Below are 13,760 nucleotides of genomic sequence, written 5' to 3' on the forward strand. Positions count from 1 at the left end.
GCGGAACTCCCTTGGCGAGGATGAGTGTTGAGTGATCAGGAGGTGCGGCACAGGCGCGCTACGGCCGCCATGGGAACGGTGATCCAGTCGGGGCGGTGGCCCGCCTCGTAGACGACCTCGTACACGGCCCGGTCCGCTTCGTGGGCGCGCAGCGTCACCGCGATGTCCTGCGGGTCGAACCGGCCGACCTCGGCGTACCCGGCGCAGAACGTGGCGCTGGTGCGCTCGGCCCATTCCGGTCGCGGCGCGTCGCCTATGTGGGCCGCGTAGTCGAAGGACCGAAGCATGCCCGCCACATCGCCGACGGGGGAGTGGTCGCCCCGCCGCTCCGCCAGCGGTTTCGCGGGCTCGCCCTCGAAGTCGACGATGTGCCAGTCGCCGCCGGCCCGCAGGACCTGCGCCAGATGGAGATCGCCGTGGATGCGCTGCAACGGCAGGTCGCCGTCGGCCTGCGCGAACTCTGCGTAGACGCGGGTGAGTTGCGGCACGTACGCGTGCAGTGCCGGTACGAGGGAGGCCGCGTGCCGCAGCCGGTGCGTCATCGCCCCCGCCAGCCGTACGGTGTGGTCCGCGGGGGCCGGTGCGACGGGGAACGCCTCGGACAGGGCCACGTGCAGTGCGGCCGTCGCGCGGCCCAGATCACGGGCCTCCGCGAGGAAGTCCGTACGCCCCAGGGCCGATTCACGGGCCAGCGTCCACCCGTCGGTCGCGTCGGTGAGGTAGGGCTGGACGACTCCCAGCGTCGCGAAGAACGGCGCGAACGTGTGGAACCAGGCCGTGGGAGCGAGGCCCCGGGCGTAGCCGTGCCGCGCCAGAACGGTCGGCACCTCCAGGTCGGGGTTGATGCCGGGCTGGACCCGCCGGAAGAGCTTCAGGATGAGCCGGTCGCCGTAGACGATCGAGGTGTTCGACTGCTCGACGTCCAGGACACGGGGTGCGAGGCCGCTCGGGACCGCCGTGCGCGGGAACGACTCGAAGCGCAGGTTCCCGAGGGTGCCGCCCCTGCGGACGCGGTCCAGGAGCGGCACTGTCGCACGGTGGTCGTGCACGGCGTCGTAGACCAGCAGCCTGTTCCCGGCGGGTCCCTCGACCTCGCCGATGACGTGGCGGCGCAACCGCGGCGGCACGTGCGTCGCCGCGCCCAGGAGCAACTGATAGTGCACGCAGTGCTGTTCGCCGCGGTGCCCGACCTCGACCAGCAGGTGGAAGCAGCCGGGCGTGAGTTCCGTGGCCGAGACCACGGCGAGGCTCGTGATCTTCTTGTCGCGGCCGGCGAACCAGCGCTGGTCGGGCATCCAGCGTGCCAGCAGCGCGGCGAGCCGGCCACGGATGACGGCGGGCTCGCTCAGCACGGCCGTGGCCGGGAGGGACGCGGCAGGGAGGGACGTGAGGGAGAGGGCCATGGCGGATCAGGTCCAATCGTGGTGAGCGACACGAGGGGTGAGGCAGGTGCCGCGCAGCCGGAACCAGTAGAAGCCGTGTCCCGCGAGAGTGAGCAGGTAGGGCAGCTCCCCGATCGCCGGGAACCGGACGCCGCCGATCAGCTCCACCGGGTGCCGGCCGTCGAAGACCCGCAGATCGAGCTCGGTGGGCTGGGCGAAGCGGGAGAAGTTGTGGACGCACAGGACCACGTCGTCCTTGTACTCGCGCAGGAAGGCCAGCACGGCGCCGTTCGAGGAGGAGAGTTCCTGGTACGAGCCGAGGCCGAACGCCGGGTTCTGCTTGCGGATCTCGATCATCCGGCGCGTCCAGTGCAGCAGCGAGGAGGGCGACGACATCGACGCCTCGACGTTGGTGACCTGATACCCGTAGACCGGGTCCATGATCGTGGGCAGGAACAGCCGCCCCGGATCACTGGACGAGAAGCCCGCGTTGCGGTCCGGGGTCCACTGCATCGGCGTGCGCACCGCGTCGCGGTCGCCGAGCCAGATGTTGTCGCCCATGCCGATCTCGTCGCCGTAGTAGAGGATCGGTGAGCCGGGCAGTGAGAGCAGCAGGGCGGTGAAGAGTTCGATCTGGTTGCGGTCGTTGTCGAGGAGTGGGGCCAGGCGGCGGCGGATGCCGATGTTGGCCCGCATCCGTGGGTCCTTGGCGTACTCCGCGTACATGTAGTCGCGTTCCTCGTCGGTGACCATTTCCAGGGTCAGCTCGTCGTGGTTGCGCAGGAAGATGCCCCATTGGCAGCCTGACGGGATCGCCGGGGTCTTGGCGAGGATCTCCGAGACGGGGTAGCGCGATTCGCGGCGTACGGCCATGAAGATGCGGGGCATGACGGGGAAGTGGAAGGCCATGTGGCATTCGTCGCCGCCGCTCTGGAACTCGCCGAAGTAGTCGACGACGTCCTCGGGCCACTGGTTGGCCTCGGCGAGGATGACGACGTCGGGGTACTGGGCGTCGATCTCCTTGCGGACCCGTTTGAGGAACCGGTGGGTGGCGGGCAGGTTCTCGCAGTTGGTGCCCTCCTCGGCATAGAGGTAGGGGACGGCGTCGAGGCGGAAGCCGTCGATGCCCAGGTCGAGCCAGAACCGCAGGGCGGCCAGGATCTCCTCCTGCACGGCCGGGTTCTCGTAGTTGAGGTCGGGCTGGTGGGAGAAGAAGCGGTGCCAGAAGTACTGCTTGCGTACCGGGTCGAAGGTCCAGTTGGAGGCCTCGGTGTCGACGAAGATGATCCGGGCGTCCTGGTACTGCTTGTCGTCGTCGGCCCAGACGTAGTAGTCGCCGTAGGGGCCCTCGGGGTCCGAGCGGGACTGTTGGAACCACTCGTGCTGATCGCTGGTGTGGTTCATCACGAAGTCGATGATCACCCGCATACCGCGCTGGTGCGCGGCGTCCACGAACTCCACAAAATCCGTCAGCTCGCCGAACTCCGGCAGCGCGGCGATGTGATTGGCGACGTCGTAACCACCGTCCTGCAACGGCGACTTGAAGAACGGCGGCAGCCAGATCGCGTCGATGCCGAGCCACTGGAGATAGTCCAGCTTCGCCGTGATGCCCTTCAGGTCGCCGATGCCGTCGCCGTTGCTGTCGTAGAACGAGCGGACCAGCGCTTCGTAGAAGACGGCCCGTTTGAACCAGTCCGGATCCCGCTGCCTGGTGGGAGCGAGCGGGTTCTGCATCGGTTCGTGCGTGGTCATGGTGATCTCCCTCCGTTGCCGCTTCCTCGCGGGTTCTGACAGAGCGAGCCGGTGCTCAGCCGACGGTGAAGACGTGTGCGGGCGACTCGCCCGGAACCAGGCGGACGTAGTTGGTGGCGCCCCAGGTGTAGGTGGCGCCGGTCAGCTCGTCGTGGACGCGGAACGGGGCGTCCGGAGCCACGTTCAGCCGCGCGTGGTCGAGCGACACCGTCGCCTCCTGGGTGTGGTGCGGGTCGAGGTTCACGACCACCAGAACCGTGTTCGTACCGCTGCGCTTGGAGTACACGATCACCTCGTCCTTGTCGGCGTGGTGGAAGTGCACGTCGCGCAGCTGCCGAAGGGCCGGACTGCGGCGCCGGACGTCGTTGAGCGCGGTGATCAGCGGAGCGATCGTCCGTCCCTCGCGCGCCGCCGACTCCCAGTCCCGCGGCCGTAGTTCGTACTTCTCGGAGTGCAGATACTCCTCGCTGCCGGGGCGCAGCGGAGTGTTCTCGCACAGCTCGTACCCGCTGTAGACGCCCCAGACGGGCGAGAGCGTCGCGGCCAGCACCGCCCGTAGTTCGAAGGCGGGACGGCCCCCGTGCTGCAAGAACTCGGGCAGGATGTCGGGCGTGTTCACGAAGAAGTTCGGCCGCATCACCGCCGCCGTGTCCCGCGCCAGTTCCCCGACGTAGTCGGTGAGTTCGCGTTTGGTGTTGCGCCAGGTGAAGTACGTGTACGACTGCTGGAAACCGGCCGCGGCGAGGGCCCGCATCATGGCCGGACGCGTGAACGCCTCCGCCAGGAAGACGACATCGGGGTCCGTGCGGTTGATGTCGGTGACGACCCGCTCCCAGAACACCACCGGCTTGGTGTGCGGATTGTCCACCCGGAAGATGCGGACTCCGTGCGCCATCCAGTGTCGCAGGATCCGCGTCGTCTCCGCCACGAGGCCGGGCAAATCCCGGTCGAAGGCGATCGGGTAGATGTCCTGGTACTTCTTCGGCGGGTTCTCCGCGTACGCGATCGATCCGTCGGGACGCTGCCGGAACCACTCCGGACGCTTGTCCACCCAGGGGTGATCGGGGGAGCACTGCAACGCGAAGTCGAGGGCGATCTCCAGGCCCAGCCCGCGGGCCCGCGCCACGAACGCGTCGAAGTCCTCCAGCGTCCCCAGCTCCGGGTGCACCGCGTCGTGCCCGCCCTCCGGCGAACCGACCGCCCAGGGCACCCCCACATCGTGCGGGCCCGCCGACAGCGCGTTGTCGCGACCCTTGCGGAACGTGGTCCCGATCGGGTGGATCGGCGGGAGGTACACCACGTCGAAACCCATCTCCGCGATCGCCGGAAGCCGCCGCGCCGCCGTCGCGAACGTCCCGCTGACCGGCGGCTTCCCCGGCTCCAGGACCGCACCCTCGGAGCGCGGGAAGAACTCGTACCAGGAGCCGTACAAGGCTCGTTCCCGCTCCACGAGCAGCGGCAGGGGCGCGCTCTCGGTGAGGCGCTCGCGCACGGGGTGCGACTCCAGGACGGCGCGGACCTCCGGCGCCGTGGTCGCCGACAGCCGGTCCGCGGCCTCGCGACCGCCGTCGCACAGCGCGGCCAGGGCGGCGCGCAGGACCGCTTCGGCCGGGGCGTCACCGGACACTTCGGCGAGAACCCGTTCCAGGAGGAGGGCGCCTTCCTCGAGCGTCAGGTCGATGTCGGCTCCTGCCGCCACCTTCAGGGCTGCGTCCCGCTGCCATGTCGCCACGGGATCGCACCACGCCTCCACGAGGAAGCTCCACCGGCCGGGCGCGGACGCGGTGACGTCGGCGCTCCACCGGTCCTCGCCCGGCCGGGTCTCGCGCATCGTGCGGCACTGGGCGGCACGGCCGTCGGGAGCGCGCAGCACGGCTCGCGCCCGCACGATCGCCGAACCCTCGACGAACACCGTGGCCGTGACCGGGAACGTCTCGCCGGCCACTGCCTTCGCCGTGCCCAGGCCCCCCTCGACGTGGGGCCCTACCCGCTCGATCGAGACGGGCACCTGCTGCTGCACCGCTGCCATCGGTCTCACCTCTTGCGCTGTGCGTCCCGGCCGGAGCTGTCCCGGCCTGGATCACACGAGAGTCGTCGCCGCGATCCGCTCGTGCCGTGCCGCCGCCCGCAGTCGACGTTCCGCCGTCGCCGCGGCCTCCCGGCCGCACCGTTCGCCGGTCACGGCGCACAACGCCGCGACCGCGAGCCCGAACCGCGCGCGGACCGCGGCATCGGCGGGGGCGGCGAGGAAACGCCTCTGCCACCGGCGGTAGCGCCGCAGACTCGGCCCGATGTCCACGTCGGAATGCGATGCGTCCATGGCACCCGTCGACCTCCTGGACCCCGCACCGGCGGACCCGGAGAGCCCGAACACCGTGTGCGGAGAGGAAGCGGCCGGTCACACCCGGCGGCTCCTCCACCATCGTGCGGGGCGAATCGCCATCCGTCCTGTTGAGCCGAGTGTCACGGCGCGATCACTCTCGTGTTGCACGAATGGAGTAGCGGGGCGAGGCTGAATGACGACTCTCGAAGAAGCGGTGCTCACGCTCCGTGCGCACGGCCCCGTCGTGACGACGGGCGCGAGCTCCGCTGTGAGGAGCAGACACCATGAACCGGACAGTGCCCCGCTACTACCACGTAGAGGTCGACGCAGCGCCGGAACGCGTCGGCCAGGTGCAGCGCATCGTCGGCGCGCACCTTCGGTACTGGGGGCTGGAGAAACTGGCGACGCCCGCGACCCGGGGGCTCGGACTGCTGATGGAAGCCGCCGACGGCGAGGCCGTGATGACCGTCGAGACGTGGTGGACCGGTCAGCATCTGATCACCGCCGTCTCGCACCAGGACGCCGTCCGGGCCGGGCGCGCCGACGCCGCCCTGGAGTGCCTGAGCCGCGTCGCCGCGCTCAGCGACGGCTGGGGCAGCTGCACCGCGCACGCCCGGCGCATCAGCTGGTTCTCGCTGCGCAGCCGCAACGGTGACCGCGAACCGCTCGCCCACAAGCGTCCCGTCCCGTCGACGGACGCCACCCGGCCGGTGCCGCGCGCCGAGGTGCCGACGGGCGGGGCCGCGCTGCCGCGGACGGTCGAGGCCGCTTCGTGACGGCAGGCCTGCGTCCGGGCCGCCCCTACCCGCTGGGGGCGGCCTACGACGGTCACGGGACGAACTTCGCCCTGTTCAGCTCGGTCGCCGAACAGGTCGACCTGATCCTGGTCGACGCCGACGGCTCCGAGCGGACGGTGACGCTCCCCGACGTGGACGGATTCGTCTGGCACGGCTACCTGCCGGACATCGGCCCGGGGCAGCGCTACGGCTACCGCGTGCACGGCCCCTGGCAGCCCGCGTCCGGAGACCGCTGCGACGCCTCGGCCTTCCTCCTCGACCCCTACGCGCGCGCCGTCCACGAACAGGACCGGCACGACGCCGGTTTCGCCCAGGGGCTGTGCGGAGTCGTCGTCGACCCGGCCTTCGACTGGGAGACGGACGAGCCCCCGCGGCACGCCTACACCGACTCCGTCATCTACGAAGCACATGTGCGCGGCCTGACCCGCACCCACCCGGGCGTGCCCGAGGAGCTGCGCGGCACCTACGCCGGTCTGGCGAGCGAGGCGGTCCTGGACCATCTGACCTCCCTGAAGGCGACCGCGGTCGAACTGATGCCGATCCACCAGTTCGTCCAGGACGGCTTCCTCCTGGACCGGGGCCTGTCCAACTACTGGGGCTACAACACGATCGGTTTCTTCGCGCCCCACCACGCCTACGCCGCGACCGGCACGCTCGGCCAGCAGGTCGACGAGTTCAAGGGCATGGTCAAGGCCCTGCACGCGGCCGGCCTCGAAGTGATCCTCGACGTCGTCTACAACCACACGGCCGAAGGGAACGAGAAGGGGCCCACGCTCTCCTTCCGGGGCATCGACAACGCCTCGTACTACCGTCTGGCCGACGACGACTTCAGCCGTTACTACGACACCACGGGCACCGGCAACAGCCTGCTGATGCGCCACCCCAACGTCCTTCAGCTGATCATGGACTCGCTCCGGTACTGGGTGACCGAATGCCATGTCGACGGCTTCCGTTTCGACCTCGCGGCCACCCTGGCGCGGCAGTTCCACGAGGTGGACCGGCTCTCCGCCTTCTTCGACCTCATCCAGCAGGACCCCGTCATCAGCCGGGTGAAACTGATCGCCGAGCCGTGGGACGTCGGCGACGGCGGCTACCAGGTCGGCAACTTCCCTCCCCTGTGGTCCGAGTGGAACGGCAAGTACCGCGACAGCGTGCGGGACTTCTGGTGCGCCCGCGCACGCTCCCTTCCCGAGTTCGCCTCCCGCCTCACCGGCTCCGCCGACCTCTACCAGCACGACCGGCGCAGGCCGCGCGCGAGCGTCAACTTCATCACCGCGCACGACGGGTTCACCCTGCGTGACCTGGTCAGTTACAACACCAAGCACAACGAGGCCAACGGCGAGGACAACCGCGACGGCGAGAGCGACAACCGGTCCTGGAACTGCGGCGTCGAAGGCCCCACCGACGCTCCGGACGTACGGGCGCTGCGGGCCCGGCAACAGCGGAACTTCCTGGCGACGCTCATGCTGTCGCAGGGCATCCCGATGCTCAGCCACGGCGACGAACTCGGCCGCACTCAGTCCGGCAACAACAACGCCTACTGCCAGGACAACGAACTTACGTGGATCGACTGGGAGTTGACGGACGAGGACACGTCCCTGCTCGACTTCACGCGGCAGCTCGGCGCCCTGCGCACGGCCCACCCCGTCCTGCGCCGACGCCGCTTCTTCTGGGGCGAGAGCGCACAGCACGACGAGGGACGCCTCCCGGACCTCGTCTGGCTGCGCCCCGACGGCGCCGAGATGACCCCCAAGGACTGGCGGTGGCCCGACGCCCACGCCCTCGCCGTCTTCCTCAACGGCGACGCGATCACCGAACCCGACCCTCTCGGCGACCCGGTCGTGGACGACTCCTTCCTGATGCTGTTCAACTGCTACTGGGAGCCCATGGAGTTCCGGCTGCCCGACACGTCGTACGGAACGGTGTGGACGACCCTCATCGACACCGCGGAGCCGTCCGGCGACCTCGACGAGAAGGAACACAAGGCCGGCACGCGGCTCACGGTCGAGTCCCGCACGCTGGTCGTCCTCTCGCGGCCGCCGACGCGGAGGATCACGGAGGGCGAGTCCTGACGCGGTGGTGGATCCAGGACGCTGCGCCGGGCCCTCTGCGAGTGGCGTGTCAGTGCCCGTGGTGGGCGAAGGCCGCCCAGATGCGGGGTGAGGTGAAAGGGCGGTCGGGGGTCTCGACGGCGATGCCGCGCAAGGCGGCGGGGACCGTGCGGTGCGGGTCGAGCATCCACAGTTGCGCCGCACGCAGGGCGTCCGCGGGGGAGCCGGCGGCCTCCGGCGCCTCGGCGTGCCCGTGCCCGGAGAGGTAGTGGTGGAACATGTACATCAGGATCGAGGTGCGGCGGTCGTCCACCACCGACCAGCGTGAGCCGACCACAGAGGCGGCCCCGGCGCTGAGCAACGCCGTCGACAGAGTCAGGGCCTCGTCGTGGGCGGACAGCGTCAGATCGCTGACGCAGTTGGCCAGCACGACGAGACCCCCGGGAGCCCGCGGATCGCGCGCCGCCGTCAGCAGTTCGGCGATGGCCAGGCGGTGGCCGGCGCTGAGGTCGAGGCGGGACTCCGCGGGCGTGGCACCGGGCGTCGCATGGCAGTTGACGTGGCAGACGGCGACGCCGGCGGCATCCCGGACGGGCCGGCCCGGCAGCAGCAGCCGCACCGTGTCGGCGGTGGCGGGCACCGGGGCCGGGCCGGTCCACGGGCCGTCGCGCTCGGCGAGCCAGCCCACCGCACCGGTCACCGTGGCCCGCGGGTAGAACGCCGACCGGATCAGCCGCGCCTCCTCGTGCATGACCGACGAGCCGCCCGGGTCGACGACGAACGCGTGGCGCCCGTCCCACGGCAGCCGGTGCCGCGCCGCGGCCTCGGTGAGCTGCCGGGCCGTGGCGCACTGCGAGAGCACGGCCGACCGGGCCGCGTAGTCGGGTCCTTGCGGACCGGCCACCCGCGCGGCCTGCCACGGCACCACGCCGAGCAGCCCGACCGGCGCCAGCACCAGACGCGGCAGTCGCCCGGGCCACCGCTCCCGCGCCCACCTGAGCACGTCGGTCATCACCACCTCGCCGGCCCACGTACAGACCGCCTCCAGCGCCGTGCCCCAGCGCTCCTGCGCCTCCCGGGCCCGCTGCTCGGCCCGGTCCCGGACACTGTGCTGGAGCGGCGTGTCGTGCGGCCCCGGCGGAGCCGGTACGTTCAGCACCGCCGCCTGGAAGGTGTTCAGCGCGTCGTCGTACTCGGTCAGCGGCCGCCCGCCCGCGGTGTTCAGCGCGCGCAGCGGCAGCGGCTCGACCGCCCCGGTGGCGGTGACCAGCAGGGCGTACCCGGGACCGTCCTCGCCCGGCACCAGGTGCACGAGCGCGTCCGCCCCGACCGTGCGCAGCGCCCGGCCGACCTCGGCGGGGGTCGGCGCCGACAGCATCCGCGCCTCGGCCGCACCGCCCTCCAGCGCCTCCAGCACCTGGCGGCGCAACGCGCCCGGCCCGGCCTCCAGCCCCTTCCCGGTCGCCGCCATGTCCTCCCACGCGGCGGCCAGTTCGGGGCGCCCGGCGTCGCGCAGGAGCCCCGGGACGGTCGCCGAGACGGTGGCCGCGTTGAGGACCAGGCCGCGGCCCAGTTCGAGGGCGTCGAGCGCGGCGGCCGTCTCCCCGTCCTCCATGCACCAGCGGACCAGCCGCAGCATGTCCGGGCGCGCTGCCCGGGCGGTGACGAGGGCCCGCGCGGTGCCGGTCTGGAGGAGCACGGCGCGCCCGTGCGCGGCCAGCACCGACTTCGCGGCCTCCCGGGACCAGCGGCGCTGAGTGCCGTCCCCGGGCCCGTGGGCGCGGTGGGCCCGCGCCTGCGCGCGGCCGAGGACGATCAGGAATGCGTCCCCGGGCGCGGAGTTCAGCGCCATCCGGGCCTCGTGCAGGACGTCCACGGCACGCGTCAGATCCTCGCGCTGCCCGCTCCGGTCGAACCTGGCGAGCAACAGCCGGCCGATTCCGTACAGGCACCGCGACCGGCCGCCGTGGAAGCCCTGTTCGGCGTCGTCGAGCGCGCCGGACAGCAGCTCGATGCCCTGTTCCAGGCGCTCCGGCGCCCCTTCCGGGTGGGCGGAGAGGGCGAGCGCCGCGCGCAGCAGCAGCGCGGGCCGGTGGGCGCTCAGCGGCGGGCACGCACCGGCGGCCCCGACCACCTCACCGAGCGCGCGGTCCACCGCGTCCCGGTCACCCGCCGCGCGGGCCAGGTCGAGATCCAGCAGGCCGATCTCACTGCGTACGGCGGGCCTGCGAGGGTGGCCGTCCGGCAACCGGCTCAGTACCGCCTGCAGTTGTTCGGAGATCCGGCGCAACGCGGCGGCGCGCGCCCCCTTGCTGCCGTGCTGCTGCCCGCGGACCGCCAGCAGCGCGGCGACGGCCGCCGCCGCGGCGAGTCCGGCGTGGAATTCCCCGGCGGCCGGCGGCGCCGGTTCCACCAGCGTGGCGCCCAGCCGCCGCAGCCCGGTGGCCTCCGCGTACCGGCGCAGCAGCGGTACGAGTCCGGGGTGCTCGCCGCGTTCGGTGACCCGCTTGAGCAGTACGGCATAGGTCTCGCGTGCCGACTCCAGGTCCATCCGGTCGCCCAGCAGGGTGTACCGGTCCAGGAGCATCCCGGCACGCAGGGCCGTCAGGGCGGTGCCGAGCGGTTCGACGGAGTCCGCCGCGCCGATGGCCACCCGCGCGTCGGCGATGGCCCGTGTCAGGTCCTCGGTCTCCCGTTCGTGGATCCAGCGGTCGTATCGCGCGAGGGCGCCGATCCCGGCGGCGACGGCGAGCCCGACCGGATCACCGGCGGCGGCCCGGCCCTCCTCCGCGAGCTCCGCCACGCGTCCGACCGGCTCGGTGAAGGGGTACGGCGACCCGTCGCCCGGCAGTACGGCCGCGATCCGCAGTGCCTCGGCGGTCTCCTGGTCGTCGAAGGCGGCTCCGGGCTCCGCCCCGCGGGCGGGACCGGGGTCGTCGGCGGGTGACGGCGTCCGGGACGGAACGTCCCGCGCGGCGCCCGGCGCCCGGCCGAACAGCTCTCTCAGCAGCCTGGCCGCTCCGGAGTTCTGCGCGCGCAACATGGCGCCGAGCCGATGCAGCTCGCTTCCCGGAGGCACCTCCGAGGCGACGGTGTCGAGCAACTGTGTGACGCGGGCCCGCTCCCGGGGCCCGGCCAGGTCCCGGCCGGCCAGCTCCGTGCCGAACGCGGCGGCGATCAGGCTCAGGAGGACCCGGGGGAACGGTTCGTCGATCCCCGCGAGCAGCAGCGTGTCCAGCCGGTCCCACCACGTGCGGCAGTACGCGTCGGTGAGCGGCTCCCCGCGGATCAGCTCGACCATCAGCTGGATGAAGGCATAGGCGAAGGACTCAGGCCCCGGCCCGCGGGCGGCAGCCGACCGCAGGAGCTGTTCCAGCAGTTGCAGGCCTTCCTCGAGGCTGGGGTGGCGGCTGACGTCCGGCATGGGCGGCGTGGTGGGGCGGCCGGGTCCCTCGGGCGGTGCGAACGGAGTCCCGGCCCAGACGGAGTGCATGAGGGCCTGGACGACGAAGAACTCGTACTCCTCCATCGGCACACCGGAGGTGGCGGCCCGCCCGAGGACCAGCCGGATCCAGCGCAGCGCCTCCCGCAGAACCGCTGGATCGCCGTGCGGCAGGACGAGCAGGTGGTCCATCAGCAGACAGACGCTGAGCGCCTGTGCGCCCGCCACGTACATCTCATCCTGGTAGTGGTGGAGGCCAATACCCTCGCGGAGGAGCTCGATCGCGCGCGTGGAGTCCTCGCGCGCGCCGGGTGCCAGCGTCGCCAGGGCGAGCCCGGCGTCGGGGACCATCACCTTCATCAGGTGTTCGGACTGCCGGTAGAGATGGGGGCCGACCCTGCGCCGCACGCGCTCGGACAGCGCCAGACCGACCCTGAGACAGATGAGCCCGCGCGCCTCGTCGTCGGCGGGGACGATGTCGACCAACTCCGTGCCGTGCCGCACCAGACGGTCGATACGGCCGTCCTCGTCGTCGGTGCGCAGCCAGGCGCTGAGCAGTTCGACCAGGCTGTTGAGGCAGAGGAACCGCTCCTCGTCCCGGTCGGACGCCGACTCGCCGGGCGGGACCGGGCCGCGCAGCTCCGTCACGACCCGCTCGAACTGGTCGGCGGCCTCCCGCAGATCCGCCTGCGGGTCGTAGGCGCCGATGCGCACGGCGTGGGCCGGCGTCGCGCCCGCACCCGTTCCCGCGCCGGCCGCCTCCGCCTGGTCCACGAGCAGCAGGGCAAGGTCCACGCGCGCGCCGCGGACGTCCCGGGGAGCTGTTCCCGGATGCGCGATCTGCCGACGGTAGTGGTCCAGGAGCGCTGCCGCGTTCTCCGCGGATCGGTCATGGCCGTGCCGGTCCCGGGCGAAGAGCGTGGCAAGCTCCAGCGCCATGGCACCGTCCTCACCCGGGGCGTCGGCCAGCGCCAGCAGAGGCCCGATCAGCGCACCCAGCTCCTCCGGCGGCGGCGACGCCATATCGCAGCGTTCGTCGTGGTCGGTGAAGCGCACCATCGCCAGGTTGCGGGTCACGAGCGGTTCGGGACCCTCCTCGGTGGCGCCGCCCAGCTCGTACGCCTCCTGGAGATGCGTCAGCGCGGCGGCGCGGTCCGACAGGCGTTCCCGCGTGTCGACGGCGGGGAGCCGTGAGCGGTCGGCCAGCGCCACCCCGAGCATGGAGTGAAGGACTTCGAGGTCGTCCCCGTCGGGCGTGTGAGGTCCGGCCAGCGCCTCGGTCAGCAACGCCACGAGCCGGTCCCGATCCTCCGGCCGGACGTCGTCGGGCGGCACCTGCGCATACCGCTCCCACAGCAGGCCGGCCAACTCCCAGCGCGACATCGCCGCGTGGTACGCGGTCCACATGTCCGGGTCGTCGGTCGCGGTCGCCGGATCGGTGCTGCCCGCGGGCGGATCCCAGCGCGGAGCCGGTGCCAGCGCGACGCCGTAGAACCGTGCGGCGTCGTCCAACATGCCCTTTTCGGAGCTGAGTTGAGCGGCGCGGGCGGACAGCAGGGCGGTCCAGCGGTGGAAGGCGCTGCCGGGAGGGGTCGTGGCCAGTACTCCGGCCAGCAGGGTCAGCGCCTCGGAGACGTCCGAGGCGATCGCCGGTTCGGACGCGTCACCGTCCACGCACCGGTCGATGAGGTGCTGGGACAGGTCCAGGGCGGCGGTGATCTGCTCCGTCGAGCCCATGGCCATGTGTGTGGCGAGCCACCGCAACGACGCGAAGACGTCGTCCGGTTCGCCCCTCGTCACGGTCACCGGGCCGTGCCGGCCGCGCGGGCCCGCCTCGGCGCACATCCGTGGGTCACGACGGGCATACGGCACCTCCGGAAACATGTCGGGCCCGAACGGGAAAGCCACGCTATCCGACCCCGATGCTTTTGACGACAGCTTCTCAACTCAGTGCAAAAACAAAGCCCGTTGATTTCGCCGATGGGGAGTTCTCGACAACTGCCGTCGGTACGC

At 71.7% G+C, this 13,760-nt stretch carries 7 protein-coding genes; 2 read left to right on the top strand and 5 right to left on the bottom strand.

The genetic code is table 11. The features are described from left to right. Positions 1–35: 35 nt before the first annotated feature. Genes ABII15_RS36805 through ABII15_RS36820 form a run of 4 tightly spaced genes read right to left on the bottom strand, consistent with a single transcriptional unit; the run spans position 36 to position 5,454 of the window. A complete protein-coding gene (locus ABII15_RS36805; RefSeq protein ID WP_353946632.1) occupies positions 36–1,403 on the bottom strand; it encodes a maltokinase in 1,368 nt (455 codons plus the stop codon). 6 nt (positions 1,404–1,409) lie between these two features. Beyond that, a complete protein-coding gene (treS, locus tag ABII15_RS36810; protein ID WP_353946633.1) occupies positions 1,410–3,134 on the bottom strand; it encodes a maltose alpha-D-glucosyltransferase in 1,725 nt (574 codons plus the stop codon). A gap of 55 nt (positions 3,135–3,189) precedes the next feature. Then, positions 3,190–5,163 carry a maltotransferase domain-containing protein gene (locus ABII15_RS36815; protein WP_353946634.1) on the bottom strand — a complete coding sequence of 658 codons (1,974 nt, stop codon included), beginning with the start codon at positions 5,161–5,163 and terminating at the stop codon, positions 3,190–3,192. Positions 5,164–5,214: 51 nt separating this feature from the next. Further along, complete coding sequence (locus ABII15_RS36820) at positions 5,215–5,454, bottom strand: DUF5133 domain-containing protein (RefSeq protein ID WP_353946635.1); 240 nt, start codon at positions 5,452–5,454, stop codon at positions 5,215–5,217. A 287-nt stretch (positions 5,455–5,741) separates the two neighbouring features. On the opposite strand from ABII15_RS36820, the gene ABII15_RS36825 reads away from it, so the two are divergent. Together ABII15_RS36825 and glgX are read left to right on the top strand one after the other, a co-directional pair. After that, complete coding sequence (locus tag ABII15_RS36825; protein ID WP_353946636.1) at positions 5,742–6,233, top strand: pep a2; 492 nt, start codon at positions 5,742–5,744, stop codon at positions 6,231–6,233. After that, positions 6,230–8,326, top strand: a complete 2,097-nt coding sequence (gene glgX, locus ABII15_RS36830) for a glycogen debranching protein GlgX (protein WP_353946637.1) — start codon at positions 6,230–6,232, stop codon at positions 8,324–8,326. The genes ABII15_RS36825 and glgX overlap by 4 nt, the downstream gene beginning before the upstream one ends. Before the next feature lie 49 nt (positions 8,327–8,375). Here glgX and ABII15_RS36835 read toward each other — a convergent pair whose 3' ends face one another. Further along, positions 8,376–13,619 (bottom strand): CHAT domain-containing protein, encoded by a 5,244-nt coding sequence (locus ABII15_RS36835; protein ID WP_353946638.1) that lies wholly within the window; start codon positions 13,617–13,619, stop codon positions 8,376–8,378. Positions 13,620–13,760: the final 141 nt, after the last annotated feature.

Origin of the sequence: Streptomyces sp. HUAS MG91 (assembly GCF_040529335.1) — a bacterium.
Classification (GTDB): domain Bacteria; phylum Actinomycetota; class Actinomycetes; order Streptomycetales; family Streptomycetaceae; genus Streptomyces; species Streptomyces tabacisoli.